This window comes from Ancrocorticia sp., assembly GCF_052089425.1.
In the GTDB taxonomy this organism is placed as follows: Bacteria; Actinomycetota; Actinomycetes; order Actinomycetales; family Actinomycetaceae; genus Ancrocorticia.
Map to the genome: position 1 here is coordinate 18,699 of NZ_JBQCZW010000003.1, position 15,491 is coordinate 34,189.

11 protein-coding genes and 1 tRNA gene are annotated in these 15,491 nt (G+C 59.4%); 5 read left to right on the forward strand and 7 right to left on the reverse strand.

All coding sequences use genetic code 11. From position 1 onward, the window contains the following. Positions 1–65 precede the first annotated feature (65 nt). Genes pknB through ACTHV6_RS01875 form a run of 6 tightly spaced genes read right to left on the reverse strand, consistent with a single transcriptional unit; the run spans position 66 to position 7,327 of the window. On the reverse strand, positions 66–1,898 hold the full coding sequence (gene pknB, locus ACTHV6_RS01850) for a Stk1 family PASTA domain-containing Ser/Thr kinase (protein ID WP_441385558.1): 1,833 nt from the start codon (positions 1,896–1,898) through the stop codon (positions 66–68). A gap of 57 nt (positions 1,899–1,955) precedes the next feature. Further along, positions 1,956–3,401: a peptidoglycan D,D-transpeptidase FtsI family protein gene (locus tag ACTHV6_RS01855; RefSeq protein ID WP_441385559.1), complete on the reverse strand. Its 1,446-nt coding sequence runs from the start codon at positions 3,399–3,401 to the stop codon at positions 1,956–1,958. Continuing rightward, entirely contained in the window at positions 3,398–4,852 is a 1,455-nt protein-coding gene (locus ACTHV6_RS01860; protein WP_441385560.1) for an FtsW/RodA/SpoVE family cell cycle protein, read from the reverse strand. The genes ACTHV6_RS01855 and ACTHV6_RS01860 overlap by 4 nt, the downstream gene beginning before the upstream one ends. After that, complete coding sequence (locus ACTHV6_RS01865) at positions 4,849–6,153, reverse strand: PP2C family protein-serine/threonine phosphatase (protein ID WP_441385561.1); 1,305 nt, start codon at positions 6,151–6,153, stop codon at positions 4,849–4,851. The genes ACTHV6_RS01860 and ACTHV6_RS01865 overlap by 4 nt, the downstream gene beginning before the upstream one ends. Next, complete coding sequence (locus tag ACTHV6_RS01870; RefSeq protein WP_441385562.1) at positions 6,150–6,635, reverse strand: FHA domain-containing protein FhaB/FipA; 486 nt, start codon at positions 6,633–6,635, stop codon at positions 6,150–6,152. Before ACTHV6_RS01870 ends, ACTHV6_RS01865 begins: the two co-directional genes overlap by 4 nt. Continuing rightward, positions 6,632–7,327: an FhaA domain-containing protein gene (locus tag ACTHV6_RS01875; protein ID WP_441385563.1), complete on the reverse strand. Its 696-nt coding sequence runs from the start codon at positions 7,325–7,327 to the stop codon at positions 6,632–6,634. Before ACTHV6_RS01875 ends, ACTHV6_RS01870 begins: the two co-directional genes overlap by 4 nt. A 678-nt stretch (positions 7,328–8,005) precedes the next feature. On the opposite strand from ACTHV6_RS01875, the gene ACTHV6_RS01880 reads away from it, so the two are divergent. From ACTHV6_RS01880 to ACTHV6_RS01900, 5 genes are all read left to right on the forward strand, one after another. Continuing rightward, positions 8,006–8,608: a hypothetical protein gene (locus ACTHV6_RS01880; protein ID WP_441385564.1), complete on the forward strand. Its 603-nt coding sequence runs from the start codon at positions 8,006–8,008 to the stop codon at positions 8,606–8,608. A 255-nt stretch (positions 8,609–8,863) separates the two neighbouring features. Further along, a tRNA-Leu gene (locus tag ACTHV6_RS01885) sits at positions 8,864–8,947 on the forward strand. 418 nt (positions 8,948–9,365) lie between these two features. Further along, positions 9,366–11,264 (forward strand): ABC transporter ATP-binding protein, encoded by a 1,899-nt coding sequence (locus tag ACTHV6_RS01890; RefSeq protein WP_441385565.1) that lies wholly within the window; start codon positions 9,366–9,368, stop codon positions 11,262–11,264. Continuing rightward, positions 11,261–13,006 carry an ABC transporter ATP-binding protein gene (locus ACTHV6_RS01895; protein ID WP_441385566.1) on the forward strand — a complete coding sequence of 582 codons (1,746 nt, stop codon included), beginning with the start codon at positions 11,261–11,263 and terminating at the stop codon, positions 13,004–13,006. The genes ACTHV6_RS01890 and ACTHV6_RS01895 overlap by 4 nt, the downstream gene beginning before the upstream one ends. Before the next feature lie 208 nt (positions 13,007–13,214). Next, the gene (locus ACTHV6_RS01900; RefSeq protein WP_441385567.1) at positions 13,215–14,315 is read left to right on the forward strand and encodes an acyltransferase family protein; all 1,101 of its coding nucleotides are present in this window, start codon (positions 13,215–13,217) and stop codon (positions 14,313–14,315) included. A 164-nt stretch (positions 14,316–14,479) separates the two neighbouring features. Here ACTHV6_RS01900 and ACTHV6_RS01905 read toward each other — a convergent pair whose 3' ends face one another. Beyond that, the gene (locus ACTHV6_RS01905) at positions 14,480–15,400 is read right to left on the reverse strand and encodes a macro domain-containing protein (RefSeq protein WP_441385568.1); all 921 of its coding nucleotides are present in this window, start codon (positions 15,398–15,400) and stop codon (positions 14,480–14,482) included. Between the last annotated feature and the right edge of the window lie 91 nt (positions 15,401–15,491).

A 15,491-nucleotide genomic window follows, 5' to 3' on the forward strand; every position in this document is an offset into this window, starting at 1 on the left:
AGAGAGACAGCTAGCAGAGTTTGCCGGGGAGTTTGCGGAGGACGAGAGCCGGGAGGGCTCCCTAGCTAGCTCTCGTCATCGCTGGGAGACTCCGAGGGATCGGGCTCCTCAGAAGGCGTTGGGTCAGGGTTCTCATTGACCGGTTCGCGCGCCACGTAGAGAGTGACATTGCTGCCAAGCTCTAGCCGGGCACCGGGATCGATGTTCATTCCCAACACAGTATCGGGCGTCTGATCAGAATCTTGCTCGGAAATCCGTGCAGTGAATCCTGCATTCGCGATGGCCTCCGCAGCCTCATTTGACGTCATCCCAACGGTATCCGGCACCACACTCATACCAGACGCAACTTCGATATCGATCGCGGTGTCTTTTTCAACGGATTCGTTAGCACCCGGCGATTGGGAGGCAACTTCATCCTTTGCATACTCGGCGCTATCAACTGACGTGCTGGAGCCGATCCGCAAGTCAACTTCGCTGAGAGCCTCGGATGCTTCGGACATGGACATGCCAACGATGTTGGGAACGGCCACCTTGTCCGGCCCTGTGGACAGGACAACCTCTACCTCGCTGCCGATCTCCACGCGATCGCCGGGCGCGGGGGAAGAGCTGATGAATAGCCCTTCTTCCACAGAGTCGCTGGGCTGGGGGATCCCGGATTTGTAATCGAGGCCGGCATCATCGAGTGCTGCCTCGATGTGGTCTCGGTCCAGACCATCGAGGTCAGGTACGTCAACCATTTGGACGGCCGTGGTACTCGGGCCCGGATCCGGCTCATCACCTCCGCTACTCGCGATGGCGTACCAGATGCCAGCGATAGCGAGAATAAGAATGATGACGCCCGCCCAGATCATGATCTTGTTGCGGCGCTTGGCCTTCTCATCAACGGCCGGCTGAACGCCGGTATCCTCTGGGCTTTCCTCCGATAGAGCCTGCATGGTTCCCGTGGTGGGGTTACCTTCAACCGCTGTGGCCATCTGAGTGGGGGCAACAACGGGCACAGGGCGAATGTTCCACGAAGTCACGGAAGGAGCGTCAACACCCTCACCGCGAGCAGCTGAAAGCACATCCTCGCGGAACTCTGCGGCGCTCTGGTAGCGATTCTCGCGGCTCTTGGCCAACGATTTCATGACAACGCGATCAATTGAATCGGGGATGTCAGGTGCGATGAGGGAGGCTGGGCGTGGAGTTTCTGAGACGTGCTGGTAGGCCACGGCAACGGCGGAATCGCCGGTGAAGGGGGGCTTGCCTGTCAGCAGTTCGTAGAACAGGCAGCCAGCTGAATACAGATCCGAGCGTGCATCCACGACTTCGCCGCGGGCTTGCTCGGGAGAGAGGTACTGTGCGGTGCCCACAACCGAATTGGTTTGGGTCATGGTGGCAGCAGAATCAGCGATGGCTCGCGCGATTCCGAAGTCCATCACCTTGACCTTGCCATCGGGAGTAAGCATCACGTTGCCGGGCTTGATGTCCCTGTGAATGATGCCTTCTTGGTGTGAGTACTCAAGAGCAGAGAGCACACCAACGATGATCTGCACGGCCTCAGAGATCGGCACCGGATCGCCATCAGTCAACAGGGAGGCTACGGTGCGCCCCTTGACGAATTCCATGACGATGTAGGGCAGGGGGATTTCCTTGCCCATGGCGGTGGTGATCTGTTCCTCGCCCGTATCGTAAACGGAGACGATGGAGGGATGGTTGAGCGCGGCGGCGGATTGTGCCTCGCGCCTGAAGCGCGCGAGGAACATGGGATCCTGTGCGAGGTCCGTGCGCAAGATCTTGATAGCTACCGTGCGGGAGAGCCGGGTGTCATAACCCAGATGTACCTGAGCCATTCCGCCACGACCAATGAGGTCACCGACCTCATATCGATGGCCTAAAACGCGGGGGGTATCACTCACGTCGCCTCACCTTTCATCCTTAGTATGCTCATTCTGCCGCATTTTCCATATGTGTTGTTACGGCTCAAGCTTTGCTTCAATAATCTCGCGTGCAACGGGTGCTGCAGAAGTACCGCCATCGCCAGGATCGTTCTCCAGCAGCACCACCACGGCGATCTCCGGATCATCGGCCGGTGCGAAGGCCGCGAACCATGCGTGGGGGAGCGTATCAGCATTGATTTCCGCAGTGCCTGTTTTCCCTGCTACCTCAACGCCGTCGATGGCGGCGCGGTGCCCCGTGCCAGATTCCACATCCGCAACCATCATGTCCTGCATGTAAGCCGCGGTTTGTTTGCTCATGGGATCCGAATACTTGCTGGGTTTCGTTGTAGAAACCTCTTCAAGATCGGCCGTGAGCGTGCGATTAACGATGTAGGGAGTCATCAGTTCGCCATCGTTGGCGATGGCGGAGGTGATCATCGCCATCTGCATCGGCGTGACGCGAATGTCCTGCTGGCCAAACGAATCCATCGCGAGCTGTGCATCATTTTCCGGTTCAGGGAACCGGGAGGCCGATACGGGCAACGGGGTGTCAAACGATTCGCCGAAGCCGAACTTCTCCGCCTGCTCGATCATCGCATCCGAGCCAACGTCAACGCCGCCAATAGCGTAGGCAGTGTTGCACGACTGGGTGAAGGTTTGACGCAGCGTGGCTTCGCCCGAACCATCACCACAGGCGATCTGGCCGGGGTTGAAGATTTCGTGACTGGTGCCCGGCGGACTCCAGCTAGTGGGCGCGTCGATCAGCGTATCCGGTGTCATATCGGAGTTTTCCAGCATGGCAACGGCCGTCAGCATCTTGAATGTTGAACCCGGCGCGTACTGATCGCCGCCCGATGTGCGATCCACGAGCGGCTTCTCCGGATCTTCGTTGAGAGCCGTCCACGCAGAATTGGCAGCCTCAGAATCCTGAGTGGCGATGGAGTTCGCATCATAGGTGGGGAGGGAAACCTGTGCGAGGACCTTCCCTGTTGACGGCTCAAGGGCCACCACAGCGCCGCGCCGCCCGCCCATGGCGTTAATGGCCGCCTCTTGGACATCGTTATCAAGGGTGAGCTCCACGCCGCCGCCCTGAGGCTGCCTACCGGTGACAAGCTCTTGGAGGCGCTGGCCAGCCAAGGAGGAATCAGACCCACCCAGCACGCCATTTTCGGCTTTCTCTATGCCCGTCATCGAATTAAATGATGTGGAGAAGAAGCCGGTGACATTCGAGTAGGCACCATCGGAACGGTACGTGCGCTGATACTTGTACGGGCCATCCGCCGGCTCCGAGGTAGCGATGGAATCGCCACTGACGATGATGGGCCCACGATCGGTGCCGAATTCGCGGTAGAGCGTGCGGACGTTGCGCGAATCGGCATTCAGGCTAGAGGCCTGGAAGAACTGAATGGATGTAGCCGCAGCCATGAGGGCAACGAACATGAGCGTGACAAGCAGGGACAGCCTGCGGACGGGGCGATTCATCGAATCTTCACCACCTCTGTGAGCTGGGAATTTGACCCACTGGGATCGTCTGTTTCATCCGCCGCCTCGGGATCCTCATCAGCTTCTTCGATGGTGTCCAGGATTTCCTTGGGCGGCAGCGGGTCCGCGCTGGCAGGGCGCCGCGAGGCGTCCGACATCCGCAGCAAGAGGCCAATGATGATCCAGTTGGTGAGCAGAGCGGAACCACCTTGAGCCAAGAAGGGCATCGCCAAGCCGGTAAGCGGGATCAGGCGCGTCACGCCGCCCACCACAACGAAGCACTGGAGGGCAATGGTGAAGGACAATCCGGCGGCCAATAGCTTGCCGAAGCCATCACGCAAATGGATAGCGGTGCGGATGCCCCGAATCACGATGATGAGGTAGATGCCTAGGAGGGCAAGTAGCCCCGTCAGCCCGATTTCCTCGCCAAAGGAGGCCACGATGAAATCCGAGTTGGCGGCGAAGGAATTGGTGGGGTATCCGTCACCGAAGCCGGTGCCGAACAGGCCACCGGAGGCCATTCCGAACATCCCCTGGACCAGCTGGTAGGAGCCGTACTGAGCGTCATATACGTCAGGATCCAACGCGTGTAGCCACACGACGAATCGTGCCTGAATATGCGGGACCATCTGGACAATGGCGAAGATTCCCGCCGCGGCAAGGCCGCCGCCGATCACTAGCCACGAGACCCGTTCCGTTGCCACGTACAGCAACGCCACGAACATGCCGAAGAACAGGAGGGCGGTTCCGAAGTCCTTTTCAAAGGCCAACACACCCATGGAAAGGCCCCACGCAAGCAAGATAGGAAGAACGTGGCGCAATTTCGGGAACCGCAACCCGAGGAATTTGGGGCCAGCTAGCGAAAGATTGTCGCGTTCTTGAGCAAGATAGGCTGCGAAGAAGATGGCAAAGAAGATTTTCGCCAACTCGGCCGGCTGGAACGAGAACCCGGCGAGGTTGATCCAAATCCGAGCACCATACGCGGCCCTGCCCAGTCCGGGAATGAGGGGCAACAGCAGAAGAACGATGCCAGCACCAAGAGACATCCACATGTAGCCGCGCAGGATCCGGTGATTGCGCAGCGCAACAACGGTGAGCGTCATGAGAACAATGCTGAGCACAGTCAGTTGCAGCTGGCTCTTCACAGCGGCGCTTTCGTCAGCCACATCGATGCGATGGATCATCGCTAGGCCCAGCCCGTTCAGCAACAGTGCTGCGGGGAAAAGCAGAGGATCGGCGTAGGGCGCGACCCACCGAATGACCAGATGTGAGCCGAACACCAGCGCGGCGGCAGCGGCGGCAACGGTAACGAAATTGTCAGGCAGGCCGGAGCCTCCCGTACCGATGTGCACGAGGTAGTAGGCGAAAAGTCCGATACCAAGCGCCAGAATCAGCAGAAGCAGTTCTGGGATGCGCCCCTTACGAGCGGGGGCGGAGGCAACTACGCTCATTCCCCTCCTTCGCTCGGGCTAGGTGAGTTGTCCGGTTCCGAGGGAGATTCGGAGGGAGTGGACGGAGTAGGAGAGGGCTCGGGTGTGTCCGGGAGGAGTTCAAGATTGCCGACGACGGATTGCGCCTGTTCCAAACTCCCGCGAGTAATCGGAGTGTTCAAACGGTCTTGAGCAACCGGCTGAAGGTCCTTGACCTCGATGTTAGTAAGTTCGGCAACGTGTGACAGGTTCACCGGCCCAATGGATTGTGGGATGCCCTGATAGATGGCCACATGGCCATCCGATGTGTACACGTAATACTGCGTCTGGCTCCATCCGTAGCCCAGAAAAACGCCGCCACCCAGAAGGATGAGGACGGCGAAAACGGCGAAGATGCGTGCCACCAATCGTCTGGGCGGCTTCTCCTCCTCGTCATCCGCCTCATCCGGCGTATCCGTGTTGGCGGAGGCAGGCGATGAAAGCGAGGCGGCCGCGGCCGCGGCTGAGCTGCCTCCGCGCGTGGGGCGCGGCTTGCCCTGAGCGGCGGCACCAACCACGATGGGCTGTTGGCTCATCGGAATTTCGCCAGAATCGGCATCACTGACCACATCGGCCAGAACCGCCGTCACGTTATCGGGAGCCCCTGCGGCAAGCGCCAGTTCAATCAGGTGCTCACCACATGCGGAAAGATCGTGGTATTCCTCTAACGTGCGCTCGATCGTCTCTTTGGACACCACGCCAAACAGGCCGTCAGAGCACAAAAGCCACCGATCGCCAGAAACGGCTTCCCGGACGGATTCGTCCAGCTCTACATCATTTGGGGTATCCCCCAGCGCCTTCATGATGACATTGCGCTTGGGATGATTCTGGGCTTGTTCTGGGGTGATTTGCCCGTGATCTACAAGGTACTGAACCAATGTGTGATCGTGGGTGACCTGTGTGAGTTTGCCGCCACGCAACAGGTAGGCGCGCGAATCGCCAATATGCACCATCGCCAGCTTGTTTCCCGAACGCAAGATGGCGATGCAGGTTGTGCCCAAGCCGGCCAACTCAGGGTCAGCTTCAGAACGGTCCATGAGATCGTCATGGGCGTCCTCGATAGCCGAGCGCAGTACTGGAAGAAGATCGTCTGCACCGTGAACGTCGTCGTCGATCGAAGCTAAATGGCCCACGGTCACACTGGAGGCAACATCCCCGGCCGCGGCACCACCCATGCCGTCCGCTAGGACCAAAAGGTTGGGGGAAGCGTAACCGCTGTCCTGGTTGGACGAACGGATCAACCCCACATCGGAAATGGCCGCGAAATGCAGCTGAGTGCTCATGAACGAAGCTCCATGGTTGTCTTGCCCACCACGATCGGGACCCCCTCGCGAAGCTGTAGCGGAGCTGAAATCCGGCGCCCGGCCACGTACGTGCCGTTGGTGGAATCCAAATCCTCAACCCACCACTGGCCTCCATCGAGATACAGGCGGGCATGCCGTGACGAACTATAGGAATCATCCAAGACGAGAGCGCTATCGGGCGATCGCCCAATCACTAAAGGCGCGCCACTGAGTGGAATCGTTGTTCCGGCAAGCGGCCCAGCTGTGACCGCCAATATGGGTGTGCGCCGGGGAGCTGCCTGCGGGGGAGGTGCCGGGTTCGGAGCATGATTCGGCTCGCGAGCGGGCTTTCTGGCGGGCTTGCGCTCGCGAATCGTGGTGCCGTACACGTCCTTGCGGAGTGTGAGAACAAGGGCCGCGATGAACAGCCACAGAAGAATGAGGAACGCGAAGCGGAGGAGGGTAATCGCGAGGGTAGTCATGCGCTCTCCGGGGTGTTCCAGAACATGATGTGTGTGCGTCCGATGGTTAGGGTGTTGCCGTCCACGAGCGTTGCAGCGTTGATCTTGTGGCCTTCCACGAACGTGCCGTTGGTGGATCCAAGATCCGTAGCAATCACACCCTGCGCGGTCACGCGAAGTTCCAGATGATGGCGCGAGGCACCCGTATCATCCACGGTGATGTCACAGTCCGAGCCGCGGCCAATCACTGTCACTGCCCCCGTGAGGAGATAGCGTTTGATGCCGATCTCAATGATCGGGTGTTCAGCCGATGCTGCGTTTGACGTTGCGGGCGCAACGGCGCCGCGTCTGGTTGAAGCCTCCACTTTAACCGTCCCTACCTTAAGTTCGGGGTTCTTGGTGAACTTCATGCGAATCGGGCCGAGGAACGCGTAATCCTGCTCCGTTGCGTAATCCGTCACAGTTTGCGTGAATTCCTCGATCAAGGCATCTTCACCCCACTCCACGACGCTCTCGTGGTCCGCTGGGCTGAGGGAGATCTTGAAGTAATTTGGGCTCACCGTGCGTTCGCGGCTCATCGTGGCGGCGTGCTCATCCAGAGCCTTCTTGAGCGCCGAAGCTATCTCAATCGGCTTGAGTTCCGAGCGGAACCGCGAGAAAGCGTTGGCAACAGCGTTGCCCATGCCCTTCTCCAGCTTGTCGAACGCGCCCATGACACCTCTTTCATCTTCTGCCTCGCACAAACGTAGGCAATTGCGTGTCGAGCCTACCCAATTACCTTACGATGTTCGGGCCTATTGTGGTATCCGAACGTGGCCAGTTCCGCAGGATTGTTGATGGCTGTGGGGCCGTGGCGCCGTGCCCGTGGCCGATCACACTCTGGTGGCCGGATGGGGTGGGATGCCGGAGGATGCCGGGGGACGGTGGCGGCTCGCCTTGCACGCGTGCGCGCCGCGACCGCCGTTCAGGGATTGCGGTTGCGCTGGACACGGATGCGCCTAGCCATTAGGTCCCGGTAGGGTGGCGGGGCAAGGGTGCCGTGTAACCCCCACGAGAGCGCTTGATCATCACACCAATATGTAAGGTGAGCAACTCCTGACTTAGGTATTTGGTCTCAGATGAGAGCGGAATTGACAAGATATGCAAAGTTGAACGATTCAAGATTTGTTTGCCGATCAGGGCATCATTCGCTTGCGTTTTGTTTTAGGCTCTTCGAGGAAGGTTGAAAAGTGAACCACAGAATCCGAAAATGTGGGAAACTTGCGGCTCGGGGGCGCTTAACAAACCCGTGTTAAACCACCTCAGGGGGCACGCGGTGAGCTGCCGATTGCCTCTGACCATCATCGGGCTCCGCGTGAGAGTGGGGCTCCTTCTTAAAACGTGGAGAAGAAATGACAAAGACCGTTTATGGAGTGCTCTCCCGAGTATTCTCCGTTGTGCTCATCCTTGTGGGTGCCGCAGCAATTTTTGGTAGCAACTTCGCTCATAGCTACGTCACCGAGCAGCTGGAGCAAGAAAACCTGACCATGCCGAGCGAAGAGGGTGTGAACGCCCTTGAAGATCAGGAATCTCAGGACAAGCTTCGCCCCTACATCGATGAGCCGATGACAACCGGTAATCAGGCCGAAGCCTTCGCGAACAACTACATCTGGCAGCACATGATGGCCTCCTCGGATGGTAAGGGTTACCAGGAAGTTTCTGGCGAATTCAACGCCATGGCTGCTGAGCTCTCCGATGAGGAGAAGGCAACCAATGAAGAGTTCCAGGCGCTTGATGGCCTGCGCGATTCCCTCTTCATGGGTGACACCCTCCGCGGCATGCTGCTCAACGCCTACGGCTGGTGGCTAGTAGGCACCATCGCCCTCTGGGTTGGTATTGGAGCCATCGTTGTTGGCGTGATCCTCGCTGGTGTTGGCTTTGGCCCGCTCCGCGCAAAGAAGACCGAAGGCAAGGCAGCTGCTGTTGCCGCCGAATCCGGTTCCTCCAAGGAGTAGTCCCGGTTCGATTGGGACTGTTGCGGCTGTATGCCGCACGCAGGTTCTGAGCTGAACGATTGACGGTCCGCGGCCCTGATGGGGTGGCGGACCGTCGCGTTTTGCACCCGCTCCCGGATCGCCGGTGGCAATGAGGGTCCAGTCAGAGGCTGCTCGCGTTTAGAGACGTGGTGCACACCGCTTTGGCTTGGAAAACTGGCCCATGCACCGATAAGCTCTTTATGCGCTGACCGTTTAACGGTTGATGCACCACTTGCTCAAGTGGCGGAATAGGCAGACGCGCACGGTTCAGGTCCGTGTGCCCGAAAGGGCGTGGGGGTTCAACTCCCCCCTTGAGCACTAAGTTTTCGTTCATGTAGATTGATGATCGTCTTCTCGAAGGAGACGGCTAGGCCGAGAAGGAGGTTGACCATGTCGAATCGATTCGGTGGCAACTTCAGGCTAGTCGCGCATCCGCACAAAGCATCCAGCTAAAGGTCGCATAGGGCGAAGTCTGCCCTGAGGCCAATCGAAGTTAACTCGGCAATGTGGGCGGAGTCCCCGCACTTTCTGCCAGCCAACGCTGTTCCTTTGAAAGAGAAAAGATTGTTTTCCCTAAGTTCCCAAGAACTCTCCCTTTTTGTATCCGTTGAAGGATACTCAACTCCCCGGCAAGGGCGCGCCCGCCCACACCCGGCGAAGCTTGTGCGCCCTGGGGCGCCAACTGATCAGGTAGTAGCCACTAGGCAACGAGCACCCGAATCCTCAGGAGGGCCACATGAGTAAAAAGCGCGTGCGAGAGAGCATTCAGCGCCCTGTGCGTGTTGGGCCGCAGCCGAAGCGTTGGCCAAAGTTCCTGAGTGAGCTGGACGGTGAACCGGCGGAGGTGCCCAGTAAGCCGAAGGCGCTGCTGAAGTACATTTTCCGGGCCAACTGGAAGATCTTGGTGTTGTCCATTTCGCTTGCGGCACTGCATTTCGTGGCAATGGCGATGCTGCCGTGGGCAATCGGGCACCTTCTGGATTCGGGTATCGAAACCGGCCTGCACACGGGAATCCTCCCGTGGGTGTTCGTCACCATCGGGATCATCGCGGTGGCGGCGATTGGGAGCTTCAACGAACCGGTGGCCATTGGATTGTGGCTTCACGGCACGTGGGAGCCTGTGCGGTGGCTACTGCGCAAGGTGTCGCGCCGGCGCACGGACGTTTCTCAGAAGATGGCATCGGGGGACATCGTTGCTTCGGTCACCACGGACGGCGACAAGCTGGGCGCTATCGCTGCCTTCGTTCCTGACGCCGTTGGATCGGCCATCGCATTCGTGGTGGTGGCCGTGCTCATGCTCAACGTATCGGTTCCGCTTGGCCTGTTCGTGCTGATCGGAATGCCGCTTTTACTGTTCGGCATTTCGCGGATCATCAAGCCGCTTCAGGAAAAGATTGCGATCCAGCGTGAGGAGCAGGGAAACCTGACCAGCCTCGCCTCGGACGCCGTTGTTGGCCTGCGCGTGCTCCGCGGCGTTGGCGGCGAAGATGTGTATAACGAGAAGTACATCGAGCAATCCACCGTTGTTCAGGAGGCCGGAATCCGGGCGGCAAAGTACCGCGCCCTGCTCAACGCCATCCAGACGGCTGGGCCGGCGTTCTTCACTGCGATCGTTGTGGGTGGGGGCCTGTACCTGACGTTCAACGGTTCCATGAGCCCCGGCCAGCTGTTCTCCTTCTACGGTTACACCGTGTTCCTGTCCATGCCGATCGGCGCCATTTCGCAAACGATCCAAATGGGCACGCGCGCGTGGGTAGGCGCGAAGAAGATTGGTCGCGTGATTGCCGCGGAGCCGTTGGTTAACGACGACGGTGTGGTCCCGGACCATGCCCCGCGTGACTGGGCCCGTACCGCGTTGACGGACGCGCAAAGCGGCGTGCGCATCGAACCCGGCAAGATCACTGCGTTGGTTGCCGGTTCCCCGCTGGAAACATCGGGCATCGGCGCGCGGCTTGCCCGCGTGGATGATGCCAACACCACGCTGGCTGACGATGTGGATCTCCGGGCATACCCGATCCGCGAGGTCCGCAAGCACATCGTGTTGTCTGGATCGGTGGCCGAGCTGTTCACGGGAAGCCTGCGTTCGGGCCTCTTGGGGCCGGACGCTCCCGAGGTTGCTCCACGGAGCATCTATGAGCAGGTCAAGGATATCCAGCAGCCGGGTGGCGAGGGCCGCGCACTGTTCGAGAAGGAAGTGGTGGAGGGGATCAGCGCAGAAGATCAGCGCCTGATCGATTCGTTGGCCGCTTCCGATGCGGCAGATGTGCTGACATCGGTGGAGGGTGGCTTGGACGGTCAGATCGCCGAACGTGGCCGCTCACTTTCCGGAGGTCAGCGCCAGCGCGTCGCTCTTGCGAGGGTCCTGACTCAGGATCCCGATATCGCAGTGCTGATCGAGCCAACAAGTGCCGTAGATTCCCACACGGAATCACGGATCGCCAATCATCTGGCGCGTGTGCGCCGCGGCAAAACAACCGTGATTGTCACGGCATCGCCACTGGTGTTGGACCGGTGCGATGAGATTGTGCTGGTAGAGGGCGGCCGCGAGGCAGCCCGCGGAAGCCACAGTGAGCTTCTGGACAACCCGGACTACTACAACGTGGTCCACCGAGGCGTAGGGGAGGAAAGCAAATGACGCTTCCAACAGCGGACGGGCCCACAATTGTCCGTAAACTGATGGGCATCATGCGCCAGTTCAAGGGGCGCTTCGCCGTGGTGATCTTCCTCCAGCTGAGCGTGGCACTGCTGGGTATCGTCACTCCTTGGGTGATCGGCCAATCGATTGATGCCGTGGCGGCCGGAACCACGGCAGAACACATCCGCAACCTGGTGATCGTCCTTTTCGCCGTTGTAGCGATTCAAGGAATCATGGCGTATTTTGGCGAGTTTCAGGCGATGAAACTGGGCGAATACGTGTTCACCACGCTGCGCAACAGGGTTGTGTATGGGGTGACCCACCTGCCTCTGTCCGTCGTGGAAGCGGCGGGTACAGGCGATCTGCTGGGGCGCACCACCCACGATGTTGATCGGATCGCAGGGTTCGTCCAACGTGGAATCTCGCGCATCATCATCATTATCATGACGATCACCGTGACCATGTTGGCGGCCTTCTTCGTGGATCCGCGGGTGGGCTTCGTGGTGTTAGTGCCAGTTGTCCCCATCTACTTCATCGTGCGGTGGATGGTGCGGTGTGCCGTTCCCGCCTACCTCGCTGGTTCGGCTCTGTACGCCGGGTTGTCCGGCGTTGTGTCCGAGACGGTGGAGCAGCTGCGAACAGTCGATTCCATGAACCTTGGGCGCAACCGGCTGGGCCGGCTGGATACCCTCATGCGGGAGATGTGGCGAAACGAGCGCTACACGGCGTGGATTCGAGCGCTCTTCATGATCATGATGGTGATCGCCGTGTACTCGCCTATTCTCATCTCGGTGCTGTGGGGAGGCTTCCTTATGGGGCATGGGCTCACCACGATCGGTGCTGTGACTGCGGTGGCTCTGTACGCTCAACAGCTGCGCGGGCCTCTGAACGAACTGGGCTGGTGGATTGATGAGATCCAGTTCGCCTCCGCCTCCTTCTCCCGCATCTTTGGTGTGGAGATGCTGCGTGAGGATCTGGCGGACGATGAGCCCGCTGGTCCGCCCGAACATCCCGACGGCAAGGAGCTAGTGGTTGAGGAGGCAAGCTTCTCCTACCGCGATGGCATGGAGGTGCTGCATGCAGTGGACCTGGACGTTCGGCCAGGAGAAACGCTGGCGATCGTGGGTCCATCTGGGGCGGGCAAGTCCACGCTGGGACGCCTAGTTGCCGGCATCAATGCTCCCGGATCGGGATCGCTAGCGATCGGTGGCGCGGAGGTAACCCGGATTCCCGAGAAGGAACGCCACCATGCGGTATCACTCGTGACCCAGGAGCACCACGTGTTCGTGGGAACCGTTGCGGATAACCTGCGCTTTGCGCGGGAAGATGCAAGCGCAGAGGAGATCCGCGAGGCCCTGCTGGCCGTAGAGGCTAGCTGGGTGTTCGATCTGCCCGAGGGAGTAGATACCAAGGTGGGATCGGGCGGCAAGCAGTTGAGCCCGGCCGAGGCCCAGCAGATAGCGCTGGCACGCATCGTCCTTCTGGATCCCGGAATGCTCGTGCTAGATGAGGCAACATCCTTGCTTGATCCCACGGCGGCCCGGTCACTCGAGCTAGCTCTAGCCCACGTTCTGGAGGGCCGCACGGTCATATCGATCGCGCATCGGCTCTACACCGCCCACGATGCTGATCGTGTAGCAGTCATGATCGATGGTGATGTCGTGGAGCTGGGAAGCCACGATGAGCTGGTTGCCAGAGGCGGCGAATACGCCAAGCTGTGGGAACGTTGGCAGCAAGACTGACGCGCTCGCGGCGTTCGTTCGGACATGGGGCGACGACGACGGGTACTTCCGTACGTACGCGGGGTTCCGTCGTCGTCGAAAACCCTGAATAGGCATGGGGCATTTCTGGGGATAAGCCGGACGCTTCCTTACATCTGGCTGGTAGTGGCTGCTCGCTAGCGGCTGATCACCAGCCTGTACGGTCAAACCGGGCGTAGGCTGGCCGGTGATGTCTGAACGCGGTCTGTCACAACGTCACACGCAGTACCGGGAACCGGCCGCTTCGCCGAGGTTCCTGCTGTTGGACTTTGCCCGATTCGTCGCTGCCTTCTCTGTTGTGATGTATCACTACACGTTACGAGACACGGGCCAGTGGCCCGAATCCACACGCCAGATGTTCCCCGATCTGTCCCTGATATCGTCATACGGCTATCTGGGCGTGCAGCTGTTCTTCATCGTCAGCGGGTTCGTCATCTTCATGTCCACTGAAGGCAAGACCGTCTCCAGCTTCATCGCCTCTCGTGTTGCGAGGATCTTTCCCGCCTACTGGTTGGCTGTGCTGGGTACGGCCTGCCTTCGAACGTGGCTTGCGCCGGAACTGGGCCAAGGCCCATCGTTCTCTCAGGTCCTCATCAACCTGACGATGTTTCAGGTACCGGCTGGGGTTCCACACGTGGATGCCGTGTACTGGACGCTCTGGGTGGAGCTCGTGTTCTATGTTCTCATCGCCGTTCTTATGGCATTGGGCGTGAAGGACCGGGGATACAAGGTATTTCTCTTCCTCTGGCCAGCGTTGATGCTCCTTGTTACGCAGTCGGAGAACCAGCATCTCATCGATGTGACGGGCGCGAAGTACAGCGCTTTCTTCGCGGTGGGTATGTGCCTGTACCTCATTCACAAGCGCGGTTCACAGGTGACGTTGTGGCTACTGCTGGCCGGGAATGTGGCGGTTGGAATCCGCAATACGCTGGAATTCACCGTGCCGTCGAACCCCGAAGACGGGCGCTTCGTTACCGATACCGGGGTGGCGATCGTGGTGAGCCTCATTATTCTTCTCATGATTGTCCTGACGCTGACGCCGCTCAAGCACAAGGGATACGCATGGATGGTTCGTGCAGGAGCACTCACCTATCCGTTGTATCTGACCCATCAGTATTGGGGATGGTGGGCCATCAGGAGCCTTGATCCGGTGCTCGGGACGTGGGCCACGCTTGTTGCGGCGATCGCGTTCAGTATCGCCATCGCCTACGCGATTGAGCGGTGGGTTGAACGGCCCGTCAGGCCACGAATGCGGCGGTTTGTCACGAGGGTGTTAGCTGGGAAATCCTGAGGCACAAACAGGTGCACATCGGTGATCAGGGACGGGGAGGGGCCAGAACTTCGTTGTTCTGACCCTTCCGGTACGGTGTGAGCGAATGGGAGGAGGATTGGCCATCCGTGAATGACCCTTCGCCTCACCATCGTAGAGAGCGCAGCACCCTCCGGCGTAGGTCCCTAGTCCTCAATCCAGTGTTGGAGCACATCGATGTAGCGCCGAGCGTCCGGATCCTCAAAGATATTGAAGATCACCAGATTGATCTGGTCTGAGCCATGGGAGTGTAGCCAGTTGTTGACCGTGGACAGTGCGATCTTCGTTGCTTCTTCGAACGGGAATCCGTTTTCTCCTGTGGACAGTGCGCAGAAGGACACCGTATGGATATCGCCCTTTTCCAGTGCGAGATCCAAGCAGGAGGTGTAGCAGGAAGCAAGTGCGGCACGATCTGCGTCAGTTACCGCTGCACCTTCGAGCCGTGGGCTGACGGTGTGCAGCACGTAATTCGCCGGCATACGGTAGGCGCGCGTGAGCTTTGCCCCGCCTACTTGATCGTCACGTCCTTGCTTTTCGCGGATGACCTTGCAATCGTCGCGCAGCCATGGGCCGGCCTGTGCGTGGATGAAGTTATCAATGCAGGGATGATCGGGATCCGTGCAACCCTGCAGGCTGGGCAGTGCGGCATTCACAACGGCATCGGCAACGAGTTCGCGCACGTCCCCGCGCCACATTGCCACGTTACGGGCCGATCCATAATCGGAGGTTGGCATCATTTCGGAGATGCGCATGAGGTTGTTGCCCGTTGTTCGGCCCAGAGCGGCCGAATTACGGTACAGCAGCACGTTGATGGCATCGAGCGCATCCTCGGAGATCTCATCGGCAGACAGGCCCATGAGGGTCAGCCGTAACGTGTCCTGAATATCGGACATGTCATAGAGCTCTTCAATCGAACTCACCTGGGCTGACCCGTTGGAAAGGTGACCTTCCGGTAGTCCCGCGAGCACGGCATTAAATAGTGCGTGATCGGAACGCGGATCCGGCTTGGGCCGATCAAACGGTTCGTCTAGGTGAATTGCCTCGCGATATGCGGACAATGGCAGCATGGCACATCTCCTTCGTACGGTTCGTATCAAATGTACAAGGACTTGGGCACGCGCGCATTGACGCTGGTCACCAAGGCCGCCTCCCATGATA

What these genes read in the sequence shown, in the direction of transcription:
- ACTHV6_RS01860 (WP_441385560.1), bottom strand. Translation starts at nt 4,852, where the DNA reads ATGAGCGTAGTTGCCTCCGCCCCCGCTCGTAAGGGGCGCATCCCAGAA.
- ACTHV6_RS01865 (WP_441385561.1), bottom strand. Translation starts at nt 6,153, where the DNA reads ATGAGCACTCAGCTGCATTTCGCGGCCATTTCCGATGTGGGGTTGATC.
- ACTHV6_RS01855 (WP_441385559.1), bottom strand. Translation starts at nt 3,401, where the DNA reads ATGAATCGCCCCGTCCGCAGGCTGTCCCTGCTTGTCACGCTCATGTTC.
- ACTHV6_RS01905 (WP_441385568.1), bottom strand. Translation starts at nt 15,400, where the DNA reads ATGCTGCCATTGTCCGCATATCGCGAGGCAATTCACCTAGACGAACCG.
- ACTHV6_RS01900 (WP_441385567.1), top strand. Translation starts at nt 13,215, where the DNA reads ATGTCTGAACGCGGTCTGTCACAACGTCACACGCAGTACCGGGAACCG.
- ACTHV6_RS01890 (WP_441385565.1), top strand. Translation starts at nt 9,366, where the DNA reads ATGAGTAAAAAGCGCGTGCGAGAGAGCATTCAGCGCCCTGTGCGTGTT.
- ACTHV6_RS01880 (WP_441385564.1), top strand. Translation starts at nt 8,006, where the DNA reads ATGACAAAGACCGTTTATGGAGTGCTCTCCCGAGTATTCTCCGTTGTG.
- ACTHV6_RS01895 (WP_441385566.1), top strand. Translation starts at nt 11,261, where the DNA reads ATGACGCTTCCAACAGCGGACGGGCCCACAATTGTCCGTAAACTGATG.
- ACTHV6_RS01875 (WP_441385563.1), bottom strand. Translation starts at nt 7,327, where the DNA reads ATGGGCGCGTTCGACAAGCTGGAGAAGGGCATGGGCAACGCTGTTGCC.
- ACTHV6_RS01870 (WP_441385562.1), bottom strand. Translation starts at nt 6,635, where the DNA reads ATGACTACCCTCGCGATTACCCTCCTCCGCTTCGCGTTCCTCATTCTT.